Source organism: Micromonospora sp. CA-246542 (assembly GCF_050942905.1).
Classification (GTDB): Bacteria; Actinomycetota; Actinomycetes; order Mycobacteriales; family Micromonosporaceae; genus Micromonospora.
This window is the reverse complement of the sequence record NZ_CP192040.1, coordinates 3,073,257-3,092,498: the sequence shown is the minus strand read 5'-3', so window position 1 is coordinate 3,092,498 and position 19,242 is coordinate 3,073,257. Positions and strand designations below refer to the sequence as shown.

Annotated in this window: 20 protein-coding genes and 2 pseudogenes; 13 read left to right on the top strand and 9 right to left on the bottom strand. The window is 73.3% G+C overall.

All coding sequences use genetic code 11. The features are described from left to right. Positions 1-29 precede the first annotated feature (29 nt). Both ACQP0N_RS14440 and ACQP0N_RS14435 read left to right on the top strand, forming a co-directional pair. The gene (locus ACQP0N_RS14440; protein WP_355049939.1) at positions 30-653 is read left to right on the top strand and encodes an ABC transporter ATP-binding protein; all 624 of its coding nucleotides are present in this window, start codon (positions 30-32) and stop codon (positions 651-653) included. Further along, positions 650-2,080: a DUF6297 family protein gene (locus ACQP0N_RS14435; RefSeq protein WP_433120728.1), complete on the top strand. Its 1,431-nt coding sequence runs from the start codon at positions 650-652 to the stop codon at positions 2,078-2,080. The genes ACQP0N_RS14440 and ACQP0N_RS14435 overlap by 4 nt, the downstream gene beginning before the upstream one ends. A 12-nt stretch (positions 2,081-2,092) precedes the next feature. Here ACQP0N_RS14435 and ACQP0N_RS14430 read toward each other — a convergent pair whose 3' ends face one another. Together ACQP0N_RS14430 and ACQP0N_RS14425 are read right to left on the bottom strand one after the other, a co-directional pair. Then, positions 2,093-3,124, bottom strand: coding sequence for an extracellular catalytic domain type 2 short-chain-length polyhydroxyalkanoate depolymerase (locus ACQP0N_RS14430; protein ID WP_433120726.1), 1,032 nt, complete (start codon positions 3,122-3,124; stop codon positions 2,093-2,095). Positions 3,125-3,287: 163 nt separating this feature from the next. Then, a complete protein-coding gene (locus ACQP0N_RS14425; protein WP_433120724.1) occupies positions 3,288-4,004 on the bottom strand; it encodes an SDR family oxidoreductase in 717 nt (238 codons plus the stop codon). A 69-nt stretch (positions 4,005-4,073) separates the two neighbouring features. On the opposite strand from ACQP0N_RS14425, the gene ACQP0N_RS14420 reads away from it, so the two are divergent. Beyond that, entirely contained in the window at positions 4,074-4,886 is an 813-nt protein-coding gene (locus ACQP0N_RS14420; protein ID WP_433120722.1) for a helix-turn-helix transcriptional regulator, read from the top strand. Positions 4,887-4,915: 29 nt separating this feature from the next. On the opposite strand, the gene ACQP0N_RS14415 is transcribed toward ACQP0N_RS14420, so the two are convergent. After that, positions 4,916-5,518, bottom strand: coding sequence for an MBL fold metallo-hydrolase (locus tag ACQP0N_RS14415; protein WP_433120720.1), 603 nt, complete (start codon positions 5,516-5,518; stop codon positions 4,916-4,918). A gap of 22 nt (positions 5,519-5,540) precedes the next feature. Next, positions 5,541-6,170, bottom strand: a complete 630-nt coding sequence (locus ACQP0N_RS14410; RefSeq protein WP_355049946.1) for a hypothetical protein — start codon at positions 6,168-6,170, stop codon at positions 5,541-5,543. A gap of 154 nt (positions 6,171-6,324) precedes the next feature. On the opposite strand from ACQP0N_RS14410, the gene ACQP0N_RS14405 reads away from it, so the two are divergent. From ACQP0N_RS14405 to ACQP0N_RS14395, 3 genes and pseudogenes are all read left to right on the top strand, one after another. After that, positions 6,325-7,419: a DUF5919 domain-containing protein gene (locus ACQP0N_RS14405; RefSeq protein ID WP_433120718.1), complete on the top strand. Its 1,095-nt coding sequence runs from the start codon at positions 6,325-6,327 to the stop codon at positions 7,417-7,419. An 80-nt stretch (positions 7,420-7,499) separates the two neighbouring features. Further along, positions 7,500-8,339 (top strand): annotated as a pseudogene (locus ACQP0N_RS14400) (pentapeptide repeat-containing protein); the annotation flags it as partial. A 199-nt stretch (positions 8,340-8,538) separates the two neighbouring features. Continuing rightward, positions 8,539-8,781, top strand: coding sequence for a preprotein translocase YidC (locus tag ACQP0N_RS14395; protein WP_355049949.1), 243 nt, complete (start codon positions 8,539-8,541; stop codon positions 8,779-8,781). Here ACQP0N_RS14395 and rnhA read toward each other — a convergent pair. Further along, a complete protein-coding gene (gene rnhA / locus ACQP0N_RS14390) occupies positions 8,778-9,242 on the bottom strand; it encodes a ribonuclease HI (RefSeq protein WP_396799530.1) in 465 nt (154 codons plus the stop codon). The genes ACQP0N_RS14395 and rnhA overlap by 4 nt on opposite strands. A gap of 169 nt (positions 9,243-9,411) precedes the next feature. Here rnhA and ACQP0N_RS14385 point away from each other — a divergent pair, with 169 nt between their 5' ends. After that, entirely contained in the window at positions 9,412-10,521 is a 1,110-nt protein-coding gene (locus tag ACQP0N_RS14385; protein WP_433120716.1) for a serine hydrolase domain-containing protein, read from the top strand. Positions 10,522-10,531: 10 nt separating this feature from the next. Here the strand turns inward: ACQP0N_RS14385 and ACQP0N_RS14380 are convergent, their stop codons facing one another. Then, positions 10,532-11,776 carry a lycopene cyclase family protein gene (locus ACQP0N_RS14380; RefSeq protein WP_433120714.1) on the bottom strand — a complete coding sequence of 415 codons (1,245 nt, stop codon included), beginning with the start codon at positions 11,774-11,776 and terminating at the stop codon, positions 10,532-10,534. A gap of 303 nt (positions 11,777-12,079) precedes the next feature. Between ACQP0N_RS14380 and ACQP0N_RS14375 the strand changes: the two genes are divergently transcribed. Beyond that, positions 12,080-12,574: a hypothetical protein gene (locus tag ACQP0N_RS14375; RefSeq protein ID WP_425731765.1), complete on the top strand. Its 495-nt coding sequence runs from the start codon at positions 12,080-12,082 to the stop codon at positions 12,572-12,574. An 88-nt stretch (positions 12,575-12,662) separates the two neighbouring features. Continuing rightward, positions 12,663-13,277, top strand: a complete 615-nt coding sequence (locus ACQP0N_RS14370) for a class F sortase (protein WP_433120711.1) — start codon at positions 12,663-12,665, stop codon at positions 13,275-13,277. A 220-nt stretch (positions 13,278-13,497) separates the two neighbouring features. Here the strand turns inward: ACQP0N_RS14370 and ACQP0N_RS14365 are convergent, their stop codons facing one another. Continuing rightward, on the bottom strand, positions 13,498-13,965 hold the full coding sequence (locus ACQP0N_RS14365; protein ID WP_433120710.1) for an NUDIX domain-containing protein: 468 nt from the start codon (positions 13,963-13,965) through the stop codon (positions 13,498-13,500). Between the two features lie 146 nt (positions 13,966-14,111). On the opposite strand from ACQP0N_RS14365, the gene ACQP0N_RS14360 reads away from it, so the two are divergent. Then, positions 14,112-15,218 (top strand): magnesium and cobalt transport protein CorA, encoded by a 1,107-nt coding sequence (locus ACQP0N_RS14360; RefSeq protein WP_433120708.1) that lies wholly within the window; start codon positions 14,112-14,114, stop codon positions 15,216-15,218. Between the two features lie 12 nt (positions 15,219-15,230). On the opposite strand, the gene ACQP0N_RS14355 is transcribed toward ACQP0N_RS14360, so the two are convergent. Beyond that, positions 15,231-15,938: an MBL fold metallo-hydrolase gene (locus ACQP0N_RS14355; RefSeq protein ID WP_433120706.1), complete on the bottom strand. Its 708-nt coding sequence runs from the start codon at positions 15,936-15,938 to the stop codon at positions 15,231-15,233. A gap of 97 nt (positions 15,939-16,035) precedes the next feature. On the opposite strand from ACQP0N_RS14355, the gene ACQP0N_RS14350 reads away from it, so the two are divergent. The 3 genes from ACQP0N_RS14350 (at position 16,036) to ACQP0N_RS14340 (ending at position 17,774) form a co-directional block, all read left to right on the top strand. Beyond that, a complete protein-coding gene (locus ACQP0N_RS14350; RefSeq protein WP_433120704.1) occupies positions 16,036-16,455 on the top strand; it encodes a YchJ family protein in 420 nt (139 codons plus the stop codon). A gap of 201 nt (positions 16,456-16,656) precedes the next feature. Further along, positions 16,657-17,388 (top strand): hypothetical protein, encoded by a 732-nt coding sequence (locus tag ACQP0N_RS14345; RefSeq protein ID WP_433120702.1) that lies wholly within the window; start codon positions 16,657-16,659, stop codon positions 17,386-17,388. Beyond that, a complete protein-coding gene (locus ACQP0N_RS14340) occupies positions 17,388-17,774 on the top strand; it encodes a VOC family protein (RefSeq protein ID WP_433120700.1) in 387 nt (128 codons plus the stop codon). Before ACQP0N_RS14345 ends, ACQP0N_RS14340 begins: the two co-directional genes overlap by 1 nt. Positions 17,775-17,823: 49 nt before the next feature. Here ACQP0N_RS14340 and ACQP0N_RS14335 read toward each other — a convergent pair. Next, positions 17,824-19,114, bottom strand: a pseudogene (locus tag ACQP0N_RS14335) (MFS transporter). Positions 19,115-19,242 lie beyond the last annotated feature (128 nt).

Sequence of the window (19,242 nt, the reverse complement as noted above, 5' to 3'; positions counted from 1 at the left end):
TGGTCGGTGGCGTCGGTCTGGGAGAGTGTGTGACCGTGGACGCTCTCTCGGTGCGGGGACTCAGCCGCAACTTCGGCAACCTGGTCGTGCTCGACGATGTGACCTTCACGTTGCCGCCGGGCCGGATCGCGGTGGTGCTGGGCCCCAACGGCAGTGGCAAGACCACGCTGCTGCGCTGCGTGGTGGGCGCCGACCGGCCGGACGCGGGCGAGGTGCGGGTGCACGGGTACCGGGCCGACGAGACCGACCCGCAGGTGCGCTCACTGGTGGCCGCCGCCCTGGACGACATCGACTTCTTCCCCGACCTGTCCGTGGTCGAGCACCTGGAGCTGGTCGCGTACGCGCACGGGGGCAACGCCGAGCCGGTCGAGGAGGTCCTCACCGAGCTGGGCCTGGAACCGGCCCGTGATCAACTCCCGGTCACCCTGTCCAGCGGGCAGCGCCGCCGGCTCGCGCTGGCGTCCTGTTTCGTCCGGCCGCGTCGGGTGCTGATCCTCGACGAGCCGGAGCAGCGCCTCGACGTCGCCGGACGGCAGTGGCTCGCCGACCGGCTGCGGCGCGAACGCGACGCCGGCACCACCGTGCTGATGGCCTCGCACGACCCGGAGCTGATCGACGCGGTCGTGGACGAGCGGATCGAGATCGGCCGGTGACGGCCGCGCCGACCACGATCGCCGAGGCGCCCGCCGGGCTGCCCACGGCCCGACAGGTCCGTACGCACCTGCGCCGCGCCCGCCGCCGCCACCACGAGCACTCGCTCGGCGATGTGCTGGGCGACGCCTACGTCATGGTCCTGTTCGTGGGCATGTACGGCTGGTTCGCGATCAGCGCCAGCCGCAACATGCTGGACTCCCCCACCGTGGGCCAGGCCGAGCCGGGGGTGCGGTGGTGGCTGGCCCTCGCCGCGCTGCTCGCCGGCGCCGGGCTCGTCTGGCGCGGCCTGCGCGCGTTCGGCCCGCTGCTGGTCACCCCGGCCACCCAGAGCTGGGTGACCAGCGCGCCGATCGATCGGCGGGCCTGGCTGGCGCCGCGCCTCGCGGTCCTGGTGGCGGGCGCGGCGGTCGGCACGGCCGCGCTCGGGGTGGCCGTGGCGGCGCTCGGCGGTGTCAGCGACCCGGCGACCCTGGGCTGGGCGGCCGCCGCCGGCGCGGGCTGGGGTGCCGCCACGCTGGCGCTCAGCGTCGTCGCCCAGAGCAGCCGCACGGGACGGCGGTGGCCGGCGCTGGCCGGCGCGGTCCCGATGGTGGCCGCGGCCTTCATCACCGCCGTCGTGGTGCTCACCGGCCGCCTCGGCGAGGGACTGCCCCGGCCCTCGTCGACGCCGACGATCGCGCTGGTCGCCGTCGCCGTGCCGCTCGCGGTCGTCGCCACGGTGTTGGCGGTACGCGCGCTACCCCTCGTCGACCGGGCCACCCTGACCACCGGCGCGCAGTTCGCCAACGCCGCCGCAACGGCCACGATCCTGCTCGACCCGAGCCTGTTGACCGGCCTGGTGGAGAGCCGTCGTTGGCGGCGGGTCGGCCGGGTCCGCAGCAGCCGATTCCTGCCCGGTCCGGGCTGGTGGGCGTTGCTCCAGGCGGACGTCCGACGACTGCGCCGGCACCCCAGCGCCCTGCTGATCTGGGCGGGTCTCGTCGGTGTCCAGTACGCGGCCGCGCTCGCCCTGCCCGGCCTGGCCGGGGCCGCGCAGGTGGTCTTGGCGTACCTCGCCGTCGACCGGCTCACCGGCGGACTGCGCGCGGTCAGCCGGTCGGCCGGGCTGCGCCGGGCGCTCGGCGGCAGCGACGCCCTCCTGCGCGGCGTCCACGTGGTGGTGCCGGCGATCGGCGCGGGCCTGTGGTGGCTGCTGACCCTGCCGAGCCTGCCCAGCGTCGGCGCGGGCCCGACCTGGCTCGCGCCGACGCTGGTGCTCGGGGTGGTGGCCGCCGCCTTCCGGGCCGGCACCCGCCCGGCGATCGACTACGGCGGCGCGACGGTCAACACGCCGTTCGGAATGGTCCCGGTCGACCTGCTGCGGCAGGGTTCCCGAGGGCCGGCGCTGCTCGCCGTGGTCGTCCTGCTCCAGCTGTTCCTGGGCTGAGGGCCATCGCCGTCAGCCGTCCAGGCGGCGGACCATGTTCATGATCGTTTCGAGCTGGGCGCCGCCCTTGATCGGGAAGTTGGTCGCGCCCAGGTAGCCCCACCAGTCCCAGCAGCCGTTGGGGTTGCTCAGCGCCGTGCCGGCCTGCGGATAGAGCACGACCAGGTTGTTGGTGTCCGCGTACTGGTTGAGGTTGGCCCGGTCGACGAACGCCGTGCCCACCGACCCGGCCCCCTGCGCACAGCCGTGCAGCGCGACCAGCAGACGGCACGACTGGCCGGCCGCGCACGCCGACGGGACGTACGCGTAGCCGTTGGCGTCCATGCTCAACCCGTTGGCCCACCCGTTGACGGCGAACGTGTTCTGGTCGAAGCGCACGAGCGTGCCGCCCAGCGCTCCGGTGTTGCGCGCGTTGACGCCGCCGAGCAGTTTGCGCAGCAGGGCGTTCTGCGGATCGGTGCCGCAGTCGTTGAGGTAGGGCGACGCGGTCGCCGTACATCCCAGCGTGCCGTACGGGGTGACCCACGCGTGGCCGGCGGCCGAGCCGCTGTCGTACTGCACGCTGGCGCCGAAGCGCTGGTAGTAGCGGACCAGGTCGTCGGTGACGGACTTCTTGACGGCGGTGTCGTTGTTGCCGTGGAACACGTACACCGGATCGCCGGAGAGGTTGCCGACCGGGTCGACCCAGCCGTACGACGCCCAGGCGCGGGTGTACGTCTCCAGCGCCGACACGTTCGTCGGGTAGATGTTGTCACCGCAGCCGTAGAGCGCCTGGGCGACGGTGTTCTGGGAGCAGTAGTAGGGGCCGGCGGCGAAGACGGCCGCGCCCCGGATCCGGGACGAGTAGGCGACGTGCAGCTGGGTGGCCATGTAGCCACCGGAGGACACCCCGGCCACGTACACCCCGGAGATGTTGTAGGTGCCCAGCGAGCCGGACACCGGTGGCGTGGTGGCGGGGGTGGCGGCCTGGGCGGGGGCCGCGGCGGTCAGGATCAGCAGCAGGACGGCGGTCAGGGCGGTGGCGGCTCTGCGCGGTGTGGTCATGGACGCTCTCCTCGGCAGCGCCGGCGGGGGCGTCGACGCGCGCCGAAGCTATCGTGACGTGGACCACACCCGACATGAGCCCGACCGACACGCTTGTCGATGCCGTTGTGTGCGCCGCCCACCCACTGGGGTGGTGGCGACGCGCCCGCCGCCGCCAAACGACTCACCAGGGCACCGGCGTTCCGTCCCAGGAGAAGAAGCCACCGGTGGGGCCGTCGTCCGGCAGCAGGGCCAGGCGGAGCGCACCCTGCGCGGCCTCGGCCGGGTCACCGCCGGAAGCGGCGGCCCGGGGGTTGAGATCGGTGGCCCGCAGGCCGGGGGCGAGCGCATTGACCTTGAAGCCGTCGTCCGCCAGCGTCTGGGCGTACAGGACGGTGAGGGCATTGAGAGCGGCCTTGGACGACCGGTAGGCGGCTGCGGCGCCGCTTCCCGGGGTGAACTGGGGGTTGGGGGTGGTGCTCCAGGTCAGCGACGCGGTGCCACTGGAGATGTTGACGATGCGCGGACTCGGGGACCGGCGCAGGGCGGGTAGGAAGGCATTGGTCACCGTCACCACCCCGAACACGTTGGTCTCGTAGGTGCGCCGGTACTCCTCGACGCCGGTGCCGGTCGGCGGATCGAGGGACGGCGAGATGCCGGCGTTGTTGACCAGCACGTCCAAGCGGTCGAGCTGAGCCGCGGCCTGTGCGACGGCGTCGGGATCCGTCACGTCCAGGATCAGCAGACGGGCTCCGGCTCCGATCTCCTCGACGGCCCGCTGCCCGCGCCCGGGGTCACGGGAGCCCACGTACACGGTGACACCCTCGGCCGCGAGCAGGCGGGCGATATCCTTGCCGATGCCCTTGTTGGCGCCGGTGACCAGAGCTGTGCGTTCATCCATGACCCCAGTTTTCCCTGGTCGGGGGTGCCCTGGCAGGGACAGCCGGTACCAGGCAGTCAAGGAGGCGACATGGCGAGGCAGGAGCTGGCGCACTACCTGCGGGACCGCCGGGCGGCCCTGCGTCCGGCCGATATCGGCCTGGCGGTGACGGGCACCGACCGCCGTACGCCGGGTCTGCGCCGCGAAGAGGTGGCGGAACTCGCCCACATGTCGGTCGACTACTACACGCGGCTGGAGCAGGCCCGGGGGCCGCGGCCGTCGCCCCGGATCCTGGACGCGCTGGCCCGCTCACTGCGGCTCACGCCGGCCGAGCGCAGCCATCTGTTCCGCCTGGCCGGTTCGAGCGCGCCGCCCGGCGTCAGCGCAGTACGGCGGGTGCGCCCACACGTGGCCCGGATGCTGGAGCGGCTGCCGGAGACCGCTGCCATCGTCACTGACGCGGCGTACGACGTTGTCACCTGGAACCCGCTGGCCCGAGCACTGCTCGGCGACCTTGGAGGCGGGACGACGAACCTGGCCCGACGCCGTTTCCTGGGCCAGGGGCAGATGTACGAGAGCTCCAGCGCCGAGGAATTCGGGCACATCGTGGTGGCGCGGCTACGCCGGGCCGCAGACCGCTACCCGCGTGACCCGCAGCTGGCCGCGCTGCTGGCCGAACTGCACGCCGGCAGTGCGGAGTTCCGACAGATCTGGGAGGCGCGTCCGGTCCACGCTCCCGGGCATCGCACCAAGACCCTGGACCACCCAGAGGCCGGTGCGCTGCGGTTGAACTGCGACATCCTGCTCGTGCCCGAGGATGACCAGGAGGTCGTCCTGATGACGGCCGACCCCGGATCACCTGCCGCGCGGGCCCTGCGCCGGCTGGCCACGCAGGCGACCTGAAACGAGGGACGCGCTGACGGCCGCGTCGCTCAGGCGGTGTCGCCCGGGGTGAGGTGGCGGTAGCCGGGAATGGTCTCGGCGAACCAGCCGGCCACACTTGCCAGGCCACGGTCGTTGAGCTGCGCGTCGTGGATGGGGTACGCGGCCTCGGCGTCCACCGCGCGGGCGAAGCGGATCGCCTCGTCGAGGCGGAGCCACGACCCCTGGGCGGGCACGAGCAGGGTGCGCACCGGCTCGTCCGGCACGTGCACCGAGTCGCCCGGGTGGTAGAGCCCGTCACCGACCAGGTAGCCGAGGTTGGGACAGTCGGGCTGACCGTCGTGGATCACGGCGTGCCGGCCGCCGTGGGCGCTCACCGGGATGCCGGCGGCGGTGAACCGCTGCCCCGGACGTACCCGGGTGACCGGCAGCGGGGCGAGGTCGGGCAGCCGGGCCCCCTCTGGGGCGTACACCGGCACGCCGAGCCCGGCCAGCCGCAGCACGTCCACGTGGTCGGTGTGCTCGTGAGTGACCAGGACGGCGTCCGCGCCGACCAGCGCACGCGGTTCGCTCCAGGTGCCCGGGTCGATCACCAGCACCGCGCCGCCGTGCTCGACGCGGACGCAGGAGTGCGTGAATCGGGTGATCCGCATCCGGTGACGGTACCCGCGATCATCAGCGACGACCGGCGCCGGATCTGGTGGTACGTCCCCTCGACATGCGGACGATGTAGAGGAACTGCGCTCCGAACGCCGCGAGCGCGACCGCCACCCCGGCGACGACCATCAGCCAGTGCCAGTCCCCGACCATGCCGAGCACCAGAGCGACGGCCGACCCGACCAGCGCCGCGTTGACCGCGCCCACGAGCGCGGCCGTGGTGAGCAGGAACTCCCAGCGCCCGGGCCGGGTGCCCACCAGCATCCGGGCCGCGTCCGCGCTGTCCTCGGACGCCACCGCGTCGGCGAAGAAGTCGTGCTCGCTGGCGAGACGGTGGTGGTAGTAGGCACGGATGCGCTGGATCCGCCTCATGTCCAGCGAGTTCTCCACCATGGTCTCGACCAGCCGCAGGAAGGTCAGGAGCCCGATGACCACCAGGATCGGCAGCACCGCGCCCAGATAGGGCCGGACCACCTGGTCGTTGCCGGCGGCGAAGCCGAGGCCGATCAGGGCCGCCGACAGCACGGACAGAAAGATGGTGGCACGGCCGGTGGCCTCGTCGATCGTGCCGGCGCGGGACGTCTGCAGGGCGTAGTGCTCGGTGTTGAGGACGCTCAACAGCGCCTTCTCGCGTTCCGCGTCGTCCACACCGTCACCTTCCGCGCTCGCCCGACTCCGATACCGTCACCCTACGAGTGGCACAGCGGGCCCGGCCGGCGAAAGCGAACGGGACAGCGAGCGGCAAAGCCGGCACGTATCCTCCGCATCCTGGTGGGCACGGGCCACGACGGAAGGGGACCGGATGCCCGAGTGGGTGGGTCGGGGCGAGAGTGGTGGCCGGCAGCGACGCGCCTTCGTCGTCGGTGGAGCGCTGCTCGGCGTCGCGGTCGTGATGCTGCTGGCCGCCTGGCGCAGCAGCGGCTTCCTCAGCGACCTCCTGCTCAACATCGGCTCCAGCGTGGTCCTCGCCGCCATCTCGTACGTCATCTTCGACCCGTTGTTCGAGGAGGCCCGCCGGGCGCGGGTGCAGGAGCACCTGAGCTTCGACCAGCACGCGTTCGTGGCCCGGCTGCACCGCTGCGCACGCCGGGTGCGCATCCTGGACACCTGGACGATCCTGCTGGAGGACACCCACCGGGAGGAGACGTTGCGGGCGGTGCGGACGGCCCTCGCGAACGGCGCCCAGGTGCAGTTGCTCCTGCTCGACCCGGACTGCACGGCCGCCCAGCAGCGCTCGGAGGAGTTGGAGAGGCAGCGGGTGGACGTGCCGCGCCAGATCCGTACCAACCTGCGGCACCTGGCGCTGTTCCAGGACACCCTGGACGCCCGGTTGCAGCGCCGGTTGCAGGTTCGCCTGTACGACGCGTCCCCGTCGATCCAGCTCTACCAGTGGGACAGCCGGGCGCTGATCTCGTTCTTCCCGATCGGGAAGCTGTCGTTCAACGTGCCGCAACTCGAGGTCGACATGGACAGCCCCTGGGGTGGGTTCGTGCACGCGCGTTTCGAGGAGCTGTGGGAGCACGAGCAGGCAACCGTCAACTTGGAGCGGTACTGGTCGGTCACGGTGACGCTGCGCCACGACGACTCCGACGTGGTCACCATGCAGGTGCCCTATGTCAGCGTGGACGGGCAGCACTACGTCGACTGCGGCGGGGTCCAGGTGAACGGTCCGCTGACCGTGCGGGCCGTGCTGCCACCGCGCGCCCCGGGTGGCACCCCGGCGGTGTTCGCGCTGGCGGAACCCGTCGAGGAGGACCCCACCCCGGCCGCCACCGTGCGCCGGCACTTCGATCAGAAGTACGGCGGGGGCCAGCGGGAGATCCACCGGCTGGTGCCGCCACCGGGCGGTCCGCGTACCCCCGATCCTCGCTCCGCGGCGGCCAGCGACGCGCACTGACGGTGACCCCGTCCCCGGCGGGGACACGACCCCCGCGACAATGGGGGTACGCCGCCCCGATCGCCAGGAGGACCGCTCACGTGTCGACGCACCCCGCGGGGCCGCCCGGGCCGACCCGTCTCGCCGCCGACTGCGCGCGCTGCTTCGGGTTGTGCTGCGTGGTGCCGGCCTTCGCCGCGTCGGCCGACTTCGCCATCGACAAGCCGGCCGGGCGGGCCTGCCCGAACCTGCGCGCAGACCACCGCTGCGGCATCCACACGGAGCTGCGGGAGCGCGGATTCGCGGGCTGCACCGTCTTCGACTGCTTCGGCGCGGGGCAGCAGGTCGCGCAGGTCACCTTCGGTGGGCGGGACTGGCGGGACGCTCCGGAGACCCTGCCCGCGATGGCCGAGGCCTTCCGGGTGCTACGCCCGCTGCACGAACTGCTCTGGTATCTCACCGAGGCGTTGTCGCTGGGCCCCTCGGCCGGGCTGCGCGCCGAGCTGGACCGCGCCCGCGTCGAGATCACCGGTCTCACCGAGGGCGATCCGACAGGCCTTCGCGCCGTGGACGTCGACGCGCACCGGGCCCGGGTCAATCCGCTGCTGTCGCGCGCCAGCGACGCGGCGCGCGCTCCCGGAGGCATCGACCGTCGGGGCGCCCACCTCCTCGGCGTCGACCTGCGCCGGACGGACCTGCGCCGGGCCAACCTGCGCGGCGCGCTGCTGATCGGCGCCGACCTGCGCGGCGTGGACCTCGGCCTGGCCGACGTCACGGGTGCGGACCTGCGCGGGGCCGACCTGCGCGGCACGGACCTGCGGACGACGCTGTTCCTGCACCAGTCGCAGCTCGACGCCGCGCGCGGTGACGCGCGCACGGCCCTGCCGGCGACGCTGACCCGGCCGCCGCACTGGACGGCGCTCGCGCTCACCCCGGTGCGCGCCCCGCTGCGAGCCGCCGTGGGCGGCGACGCTGACGACGGTACGAGGTCGGCGTCCGCCGGCTGGTCCCGCGACTGCCGAACGCCCCGCCGCCGACAACCCCGGTCACCGAGCCGGCGGCTGCCGGCGGGCGAGGTTTCGTGGGTGACGCGCCGGGTAGCCACCGCCGACGCGGACCGGCACCGACGGGAGGCACGGCGTGGGCTACCGAAAGCGCGACGGTGAGCTGCCGGGCGACCCGCAGCACAGCGAGGACGAGGCCGGCCAGGTGCCGTTGGTGCAGGTCGAGGCGGACACCGAGGTCCCCGCGCCGGCCGACACCGACGAGCGGCCGGACATCGTGACCGAGGGCGACAATTCAGGTGTCGCCGGGGGCTCGTCCGGCAGCAGCGGCGGCGGGTCGAGCATGCCGGGGCACCCCGACGCGACCCGCCGGGGTTAGCGGCTCGCCAGCGCCGCGCGCGCCTCGGTCATGCCCTTGTTGGCCAGACCGTCCGCGCGCTCGTTCTCCGGGTGACCGTTGTGCCCCTTGACCCACAGCCAGGTGACCTCGTGGCGCTCGCAGGCCGCCTCCAACCGCTGCCACAGGTCGGCGTTCTTCACCGGCTGCTTCGCGGCGGTACGCCAGCCGTTGCGCTTCCACGACGCCAGCCAGCTCGTGATGCCATTGCGCACGTACGTGCTGTCGGTGTGCAACTCGACGGTGACCGGCCGGTTCAGGCTCTCCAACGCCTGGATGGCGGCCATCAGCTCCATCCGGTTGTTGGTCGTCGGCGTGGCCTCGCCGCCGCACAACTCGCGCTCGTGGTCGCCGTAGCGCAGCAGCGCCCCCCAGCCGCCCGGCCCGGGGTTGCCGCTGCACGCCCCGTCGGTCCAGATCTGCACGCCCCTGCCCTCCGCCATGGCAGGCAACCTACCGGGCGGTGACCCCGCGCCGGCCGTTCGGGGGCCGCCACGCCCGGACCAGGGGTCTGCCGAACCGCCCGGCACACTGCGCGGTCGCCAAGGCGGGTACGGCGGTCGCGGAAAATCGCGCGCCCCGGCGCGGCCCGATCTGTCAGAGTCGTTCGCCGTGGACGGAAACTGGGACGGCCTGCGGGCCGACGTACGGCGCACGATCGACGAGCTGATCGCCAGCGGGCGCGAATCCGGGGTGCAGGTCGCCGCGTACCTCCACGGGTCGCCGATCCTGGACTTGCACGCCGGCAGCGCCGACCGGGCCACCGGCCGCACGCTGACGGCCGACACGCCGATCTGGAGCGTATCGACCGGTAAGGCCCTCACCGCTACCGTGGCGCACGTACTGGCCGAGCGCGGCGAGCTGGACTACGACCTGCGGATCGTCGACGTGTGGCCGGAGTTCGGCCGGCACGGCAAGGACGGGGTCACCCTGCGGCACGCGCTCACCCACACCGCGGGTGTGCCCGCCCTGCCGGTGGACGTGACGCCGGAGGACTTCACCGACTGGGACCGGATGTGCGCGATCGTGGCCGACGCCGAGCCGATCGCCGCGCCCGGCGCGGTGAAGGCGTACCACGCGTGGACGTTCGGCTGGCTGGTCGGTGAGGTGGTTCGCCGGGTGACGGGCCGGCGCGTCTCGGCGGTGCTCGCCGAGGACGTGGCCGGGCCGCTCGGCGTCACGGACGAGCTGTACCTCGCGGTACCGGCTGCCGACCTGCCCCGGCTGGCCCGGGTGGAGGACCGCAACCTGTCGGCGCTGTTCGACTTCGCGAGCGCCAACCTGCCGAACTTCGACCGGGTCGCCCCGCCCGGCGTCCGTCCGGGCGCGCAGGTCGGCAGCCGGGCCGACGTCCTCACCGCCGAGGTGCCGGCCACCGGCACGATGACCGCTCGCGCGGCGGCGCGGATGCTCGCCGCGCTGATCGGCGAGGTGGACGGCGTACGGCTGATCTCGTCGGCCCGGCTCCGGGCCGTGACGACGCCGGACGGGCCGCCCGGCCCGGAGTGGGTGTTCGGGCAGGAGACGACGTGGGGACTCGGGTACGCGGTGGACGACGACGGCTCGTTCGGCGCGGCCGGTAGCGGCGGCAGCCTCGCGTACGCGTACCCGGAGCTGGGGTTGACGGTCGCGGCGACGAAGACCCTGCTGGCGGCCGGGGACGGTGACCCGATGGAGGACCTGCGGGTGTTGATTCGCGACGCGGTGTCGGCCCGGCGCTGAGCAGGTCGGGTCAGTTCTCCGGGTCGGGGACGGGTCGCTGCGGACCGCCCACCACGGCCGCCGGGATGGCCGGAGCCGAACGGGCGGGCCGCAGGCGATCGCGTAGGCGTTGCGCCGCGTCGCCGGCCGTGGCGGCGATCATCGGTCCGAGCCGGGTCGAGTTCATGATCGCGATCTCCTCGGCCGGGGTGGTGACGCCGTCGAGGAAGCGCAGGACCCGCTCGGCCGGGTTGCGGTCGAAGAGCCGGTCGAAGAAGTCGGGTCCGCCCACGCCACCGGAATCCAGCGCCCGCAGCGCCACCGCGTCCATCCAGCGGTGCCGGGCCGGATAGGCGGGGGCCGGCACCGGCGGCCGGCCGGCGGCGAGCGCGCGGGCCACCTGGTCGGCCTGGCGGTACATGGCGGAGAAGGTGAAGCCGGTGGAGGGGCGGGTCGCGCCACCGGCCGTGCCGAGGCGTACGACGCGCGGGGAGGGCCGGGCCGGGAACGGCGCGTCGGTCATCGGGATCACCCCGTTCTCGACCTCGCGGACCCGCAGCCCGTCCGGGTCGAACCCGAGCAGGTCGCGGTAGTCGGCCAGCGCCGTGTCGTACCCGGCGTCGGTGAGCAGGTCGGGCGAGAACTCGGTGTACTCGACGAGGGCGTACCGGTCGCTCACCGGAAGCACGTAGCCGAAGGAGACACCCCGGGCGGGCTGCGGGGTGCGGAAGTCCATGAGCACCGCCCGTCGCCTGTCGAACACCGGCCGGTCGGCCTCCAGCCACCAGCCACGGAAGTGCTGCAACCAGGTCGTCCGGCCGGCACGTGCCGGTGGCCGGGGGCGGGAGTCGAGCGCCCAGCCGGCCCGGATCTCACGCCCGTCGCCGGCGCGCACGACCACCCCGGTGCCGTCGTCGCCGACCACGTCGGCGGGTGCCGCGATCCGCGTCGCGTCCAGCCGGCGCTCGGCCTCGGCAGCCCGGTCGTAGACCGGGCCGGAGCGCAGCATGGCGTACCGCAGGGGGGTCAGGTCCAGGACGCGACGCTGGGCGGGCGTGACCACCTCGACCTGGTGCCAGCTCGCGCTGAGCAGCGGGTCGAGGTCGGTGTCGGGATGGCCCCAGAACGCCCACGTGCGGTCCTGACCGCGCCGACGGACCGGGTCGACGACGGCGATCCGCAGGCCCCGGACGCCGTGCCGGTCCAGGGCGGCGAGCACCAACGAGGCGGCGCCCCCGCCGCCCACCAACACAAGATCAACGTCGAGGTGGCTCACCCGCACCACGCTGCCACACCGCACTGCCACGACACCCTTCGCACCGCGATCTTGCAGTTGCGGTGGCGACATACAGGGCATGGCACGCATGTCGGCGACCGAAAGCGCAAGATCGGCGCAATCCTGTCGGCCCGCACCAGGACCCGCCTTCGGGTGGACACGTGACGGCAACGAAGGTTTCTCATTTTCACCTGATCGGGGTCCCAACCCACCTAGTGTTGGGCACACCGGTGCTAGTCACGGAGTTGGCCACCCGAACGACGTCCCACGCAGTCAGCGGACGAAAAGTGAGGGAAGACGCGTATGAAGGTCTCAACAGCACTCTGCTCGGCGGCGCTCGGCGTGGGTCTCGGCACGCTCCTGCTGCCGGGCGCCGCACTGGCCGACACCGTCGTGTCACCGGCCACCACCCCGGTCGGAGGAACCGTCGTGCTCACCGCGACGACCTGCAACCCGAAGTCGGGTGACGTCATCTTCCGGGTCACCGGACCGAACCGCGACGAGAACGTCCGATCCACCACGGCCGCCGCGGGCGGCGGGCTCAGCGCCGAACTGTTCACCGCCGGCTTCACCCTGGGCACGTACACGGTGGCCGCGACCTGCGGCGACGGCAGCTCGGCGGGCAGCGCCACCTTCACGGTCACGCCGATCGGCGGCGCCCCGGCCGGGTCGGGCGGCGACAGCCGGGACGGACGCGACGCGGGCGCGCTCGCCGCCGGCGGCACGCTGCTCGGCACTGCCGCCGCGGGCGCGGTGCTGCTGGTACGCCGACGCCGACCGGTGTCGACCGTCGCCTGACCGGCGACCGCTCCATCCCAAGAGGACGGGTGCCCGTGCCGGTGTCGCCGGCACGGGCACCCTGACCATCGCGTACGGAGGTGGGCACGTGTGGTGGCGGCGACGCACTCTGGCGGCGGTGGTCGCCCTGCTCGGCGTGTCCGGACTGGGGCTGATCACGGTCGGCCTCACCGACGGCCCGGCCCGGCCGCCACGCCCGCCGGCCGTCGCGCCGACACACTCCCGGCCCGCGCCGGACCTGGCGCCGCTGGCCCGCGCCGCGCCCGTCCGGGTCCAGATTCCCACCATCGGTGTACGCGCCGAGATCGTCGCCGTCGGCGTGGACGCCGCCGGTGTGCTGGAGGTCCCCCCGCTGGACAAGCCGACCCTCGCCGGCTGGTACCGGCACGGGGTGAGCCCCGGCGAGACCGGCAACGCCGTCCTGGTCGGACACGTCGACTCGCCGGCCGGCCCGGCGGTCTTCTTCGACCTCGGTCGGCTGCGCGCCGGCCAGGAGATCCAGGTCACCCGGGCCGACGCACGGGTCGCCACGTTCACCGTGGACGAGGTCCACGCGTACCCCAAGGACCGCTTCCCCAGCGGCCTGGTCTACGGCCCGGCGGACGTCGCCGGGCTGCGCCTGATCACCTGCGGCGGCCGGTTCGACGACGCGACCGGCAACTACGTGGACAACATCGTCGTCTTCGCCACCCGTACCGCCTGAGCCGAGTCCTGACTCAGGAAGAGGGCTGGGGCCAGGCTAACGGCGCTGGCCATCCGGTTTGGCTGCCGGCCGTGTTGATGTGCTGTTGAGCGGTATACCTCAGAGGTATGAATATGACTCTGAGGTATACCGCTCACGACCGCATCCGCCCCTGCGGAGGTGACCGAGGGCCACCGCCGGCTGCGCCCACCGCCCCAGCAAAGGGTAGGGAGTTACCCGTCTAGACGACGCTGCCGTGTTCCGCGTACGAGGACGTGCCGTTTTTCAGAGCTGCGATCGAAATGCGGATCCTGCGGGCGAGCCGGCGTGGCACGTACCCTTCCAGGGACTCTGCGCTCACATAACGCCACTCGGTCAGTTCGCCGTCCGCGAAGCGGATGTCGCGCTCCTGCTCAGGGCTGAGCGATCCGCCGTTGAAGATGAAAAGCAGCTTGTCGCCCTCGTGTTCTGCGGGTGCCCAGTCCACGACCAGCATCGACCCAAGCGCCGGGGAGAGGTCGAGCTCTTCGCGAATCTCGCGTATGCACGCCGCACGAGGCGATTCGCCGGGTTCGACGTAGCCGCCCGGGATCTCCCAGTGCTCCTTGTAGCTCGGGTGTACGAGCAGCACCCTGCCTTCGTTGTCCAGGAAGAGGGCGCCGGCGGCGACGCGTGGGGTTGCCACGGTTGGCATCTCATTCGCCGTCACCAGGGCAGCCTAGATGAGCGCTATCCCTCAGGCGTGACATGCGCAACCCACCCCGTTGTCGGGGGCGGGACGCCGCTGGGCGGAGTCCGATGGCACCATGCCCTGCGAGCACCGTGGCCGCGACGGTGCGCGGGAGGGGGCGCGTCGTGGATCAGCGAGCGGTACGGGACCGCGCCGGTCGGGGCGTACGTGCCCTGGCCCGTCGACTGCTCGGTCGCCCCGGCGGTGACACTCCCGCACCCCGGCGGTCCAACCCGGACGCCGTGGTCGACTGCGCCGTGTACGTCAAGGGTCGCCGCGAGCCGGGCCGGCCGCACTACGACGACGCGTACGCGAGCGCCCGGCGGAGCCGCGACGCCTTCGTGTGGCTCGGACTGCACGAGCCGGGGCCGGCGGTGCTCGCCGCGGTGGGGCGCACCTTCGGCCTGGACGAGCTGACCGTCGAGCAGGCGCTCGCCGACGGGCACCGTCCCACCGTGCAGCGGCACGGGCCGGTCACCCTGCTGGTGCTGCGCACCGCCGGGTACGTGGAGCACGCCGAGCTGACCGACACGTCCGAGGTGATCGACACGGGTGACGTGATGGTGCTGCTCGGTGACCGCTTCGCCGTGACCGTGCGGCACGGCGCGGCCGGGGCGTTGCGCGACGTCCGCGCCGACATCGAACGCCGGCCGGCGCTGCTCGCCGCGGGTCCCTGGGCGGTGGCGTACGCGGTCTGCGCCCGCATGGTCGACACGTACCTGGAGGTGGCCGGGCACGTGGAGCGCGACCTGGAACGCGTCGAGGAGGCGGTGTTCGCCCGCGACCGGTCGGCCGACATCCAGCACATCTACCAGCTCAAGCGGGAGGTCGTGGAGTTCAAGCGGGCGGTGCTCCCGCTCCAGACGCCCCTGCGGACACTGCTCGACCCGACCGACGACGGACCGCCGCGCGTCCTGCACCGCTGGTTCGTGGACGTCGACGGCCGACTGGGTCGGGCCGTGGACCGGGTGGCCGCGTACGACGACCTGCTCACCTCGATCGTCCAGTCCCGCCTGGCGCAGCTCGCCGTCGAGCAGAACAACGACATGCGCAAGATCGCCGCGTGGGCCGCGATCGCCGCCACGCAGACCGGCATCGCCGGCGTCTACGGCATGAACTTCGATCACATGCCCGAGCTGGCCTGGCGCTACGGGTACGCGGGCGCGCTGGCCCTGATGGCGGTGGCCGCGCTCGCCCTGTACCGCCTGTTCCGCCGCTCGGGCTGGCTGTAGAGGGGCAGCGGATCAGCGGCGGGCGAGGAAGGCGCGGATCCGTTCGCGGGGACGTTCGGTCAACTCCGGCCCGTGGGTGAACGCCGCGACGTCGTACTCCAGCTCCCCGAGCACGTGGGCGGTCTGCTGCGTCATCCGGAAGTCACTGCACAACAGCTTCGGCGCCCAGCGCACGCCGAGCACGTTGAACAGCGCGTCCCCGGTGATCAAGAGCCGGGTCGGCTCGTGCAGCAGCGACACGTGGCCGGGTGAGTGCCCGGGGGTGTGCACCACCCGCAGGCCGCCGCCGACGTCGAGCACGTCGCCGTCGGCGAGCGGCTGCGCCACCCGCACGGCTGGAAACTTGCCGCCGGCAACCCGGGCGAAGAACCGCCCGCCGGTCACCGCCGGGTCCGGGGGCGGATTGTGGCCGGCCTCGGCGTACTCGACGTCGGCGGCGTGCGCGGCGACCGGCGCGCCGGTGCGGCGGGACATCTCGGCCGCCCCGCCCGCGTGGTCGGGGTGTGCGTGCGTGAGCACGATGCGGGTGACGTCCGCCGGCGTCTTGCCCATCGCGGCCAGTCCGCGCACGATCCGGGCCGGGGCCTTGGCCAGCCCGCAGTCGACGAGCGTCACGCTGCCGTCGTCGTCCACGAAGGCATACGAGTTGACGGCCGAGCGCCCCACGGTGGGAATGCGCCAGACGTTCGGAGCGAGCGACACCGCCGGGGAACGCGTCATGCCCCGGGAGTCTAGAGACGGCCGTCAACCATCGGTGCCCGTCGACGACCGGGCGGCCGATCGCCGGGGCCGGCCGGCGGTGCGGCAGGATGGCCGGGTGGGCAAAGCGGGACGAGGCCGGCGGGCGAACGCGACGACCGGCAAACTCTGCCCCTGCGGCACCGGCCGGGCGTACGCCGACTGCTGCTCCCCCGCGCACAGCGGCGCCGCCCCGGCGTCGACCGCCGAGGCGTTGATGCGCTCGCGGTTCAGCGCGTTCGCGCTGGGCGACGCCGACTACCTGCTGCGCAGTTGGCACTCCTTGACCCGGCCGGAGCAACTCGTTCTGGACCCGGCGCAGCGGTGGACGCGGCTGGAGATTGTCGAGACCGAACGCGGTGGCCTGCTCGACGCCACCGGCACCGTGACGTTCCACGCCCACTACCGCGCGGCCGGCCAGCCGGGCACGCTCACCGAACGCAGCCGCTTCGTCCGCGAGGACGGCCGCTGGGTCTACCTCGACGGCGACCAGCCCTGACGACTGCGCGGACGGCCGATCCGGGCGTACGATGACGGCGGCGTAGTCCTGCGCCGCACCTCCCTCCCGGCGCTCACGCCGCCGGCCACGCGGAGGCAAAGGGGGCCCGGAGCCCTCGGGACGTGGTGCCACATGCCCCACTCCGGCGGGGTCGGCGGGAGCGTGAGTCCCGGTGACCGTGCCGTTGACCGGGAGCATGTGATGACCGAGCAGAAATCGTTCAAGACCCGGGTCCGCGCCCGGATGGCGAAAACCGGCGAGAGCTACACCACTGCCCGTCGGCACCTGATCAATCGGGCCGCCGGGCCGACCCCGTCTCCGGAGTCCGCCAGGGCACGGACCGGACGATCCTCCGACGCGGCTGCGGCGCCCGCTGCCGCACAGATCGAGCGGATCGCCGACGACCTCCTTCGCGACCGGACCGGTCAGGGCTGGGCGGACTGGTTCGCCGTGCTCGACGCCGCGTCCGCCGCCGAGCGGACACACACCGAGATCGCCCGTCTGCTGATCGGGCACGAGGTGCCCGGATGGTGGGCGCAGACCATCACCGTCGGGTACGAGCAGGCACGCGGCCTGCGTTCGCCGGGCCAACGCCGCGACGGCGGCTTCGACGCCAGCGCCAGCCGGACGGTGGCGGTGCCGGCAGCGCTGTTGTTCGAGGCTGTCTCCGACGAGGCGGTACGCGCCCGTTGGCTGCCCGGCGTCGAGGTGCGCGTCCGCACCGCCACCGCGCCGCGCAGCTACCGGGCCGACTGGGACGGCGGACCCACCCGGATCGTCGTCGGCTTCGACGAGGTCGGCGAGTCGAAGACCCGAATCAACGTCCTGCACGAGAAGTTGACCGGAGCCGAGCAGGCCGCCGAGTTGAAGGCGTACTGGCGGGAACGGCTCACCGCGTTGAAGGTGCTGCTCGAGTCGAACGGAGACGCCTGATGACCATGACGTTCATCAACCTGCCGGTGCGTGACCTGACCAGCGCGGCCGAGTTCTACCGCGCGCTCGGTTTCGGCACCGACCCAGCCGGACCGGCCGGGGACAGCATGACGCTCACCGTGTCCGAGGGCACCCGGCTCGTGCTGCACGTGCGCTCGGCCTTCGAGGCGTACACCGGGGTCGCCGCAACCGACACGGCGGTCAGCCGGGAGGTCATCGTGGGGTTGTCGGCGCAGAGCCGGGAGCAGGTCGACGAGCTGGTCGACCGTGCGGTGGCCGCCGGCGGCGAGTCGCTGGGCCCGGGGTTTGCGAGCGGGCCGATGTACATGCGCGGTTTCCGCGATCCGGACGGCCACCAGTGGTCGTTCCTGCACGTCGCCGGTTGAGCGGACGCCCGACGGCGGGAACGCGCCCACCCGCCGTCGGGCCACACCCTCAGCCCGGGCCGCGCGCGCCGGCCGCGGCGACGCCGCCGCGCACGGCCGCGGGGCGCCGGCGGCGGATCAGCAGCGCCAGGCCCACGATGAGGTACGCCCCGGCGGCCACCGCGAACGCGACCGCGTTGCCGGCCGCCGTGGCGACCAGCCCGTACCCGGCGTACGTCCCGATGATCAGCACGTCGGTGAGCATCCCGGCCAGCGAGGTGACGGTGGCGCGGCTGCCGCCGGTGATCCGGGCCTGTAGTCGCGCGTCGGCCAGGACGGTCGTCAGTTGCGCGGCCGCGAACGCCACCGCGAGCAGCGCGAAACCGGCCGGATGCCGGACGAGTGCGCCCCGGCCAGCGCGACCGCGACGAGCCCCAGCAGCGCGGCGTAGCCGCGACGGCCGAGCCGTTCGCCCACCGGGGCGAGCAGCCCGCCCACGGTCACGCCGGCCCACAGCAGCAGGAGCAGCAGCGGCACCGCCCGCACCCCAGCGCCGGTGTCCAGGGCCAGCAGCGGCGTGTACTCGTCAAGCGCTCCCCAGTCGGCGGCGACCACGGCGACCAGCAGCACGGCGGCTCGCACGGGTGGCCGCGTACGAACCTGTCGCACACCGGCCCGCATCGTCTCGGTCCAGGTCAGCTCGTCGTCGTGGTCGTCCGGGCTGGACGGCGCTTCCGGCGGCGGGCGGTGCTCGGGGAACCGGGTGGCGACGGTCGCGGCGAGCAGGCAGGCGAGCACGCTGCCCGCGCCGACCGCCGGGTACCCACCGGCGGCGAACACCGGGCCGGCGAGCACCCCCGTGACCACCACGCCCAGGACGCCCGCGGTGCGCGCGCGGCCGAGCACCCGGGCGTACCGGTCGCTGACGTCGAGGCGGGCCAACTCGGTCCAGACCAGTGCCTCCAACGCGCCGGAGACCAACGCGCCACCGGCGCCCCAGAGCAGGAAACCGACCGCGAAGGCCGGGTACGACGGGAGCAGCACCCAGAGCGCGTAGCCGGCGGCGGTCACCAGCGGGGCGAGGCACAGCAGCAGCCGGCGGGACACCACGTCGGCCCACGCGCCGGACGGCACCTCGAACAGGATCCCGGCGCCCGACCAGATGACGAACAGCGACGAGATCTGCCCCACCGACAGGCCGGTGTCGGCGAAGAGCACCACGTACAGCGGATAGAGCAGAACGAGGTCGCTGAGGAACGCGTACCCGTAGAGGGTCGCCGAGAGGCGGCGCACCGCCGGGTCGGGCACGCGCGCGGCGAGATGGTTCATGAGGGCCTTCCCGTGGGAGTGGACGCGGACACCGGACGGGCGGTGTCCGCGGTGGCCCACGGGTGTGGCCTACGGGACGGGATCAATGTCGCCAGGTCATGTCGGCGATGGTAAACCGGCCGCGCCGACGCCGGCCAGGCGTTTCGACGGGCCGGCGAGA

Coding starts and splice junctions, on each gene's coding strand:
- ACQP0N_RS14430 (WP_433120726.1), bottom strand. CDS start 3,124: ATGACCACACCGCGCAGAGCCGCCACCGCCCTGACCGCCGTCCTGCTG.
- ACQP0N_RS14425 (WP_433120724.1), bottom strand. CDS start 4,004: ATGGATGAACGCACAGCTCTGGTCACCGGCGCCAACAAGGGCATCGGC.
- ACQP0N_RS14420 (WP_433120722.1), top strand. CDS start 4,074: ATGGCGAGGCAGGAGCTGGCGCACTACCTGCGGGACCGCCGGGCGGCC.
- ACQP0N_RS14415 (WP_433120720.1), bottom strand. CDS start 5,518: ATGCGGATCACCCGATTCACGCACTCCTGCGTCCGCGTCGAGCACGGC.
- ACQP0N_RS14405 (WP_433120718.1), top strand. CDS start 6,325: ATGCCCGAGTGGGTGGGTCGGGGCGAGAGTGGTGGCCGGCAGCGACGC.
- rnhA (WP_396799530.1), bottom strand. CDS start 9,242: ATGGCGGAGGGCAGGGGCGTGCAGATCTGGACCGACGGGGCGTGCAGC.
- ACQP0N_RS14375 (WP_425731765.1), top strand. CDS start 12,080: ATGAAGGTCTCAACAGCACTCTGCTCGGCGGCGCTCGGCGTGGGTCTC.
- ACQP0N_RS14355 (WP_433120706.1), bottom strand. CDS start 15,938: ATGACGCGTTCCCCGGCGGTGTCGCTCGCTCCGAACGTCTGGCGCATT.
- ACQP0N_RS14345 (WP_433120702.1), top strand. CDS start 16,657: ATGACCGAGCAGAAATCGTTCAAGACCCGGGTCCGCGCCCGGATGGCG.
- ACQP0N_RS14340 (WP_433120700.1), top strand. CDS start 17,388: ATGACCATGACGTTCATCAACCTGCCGGTGCGTGACCTGACCAGCGCG.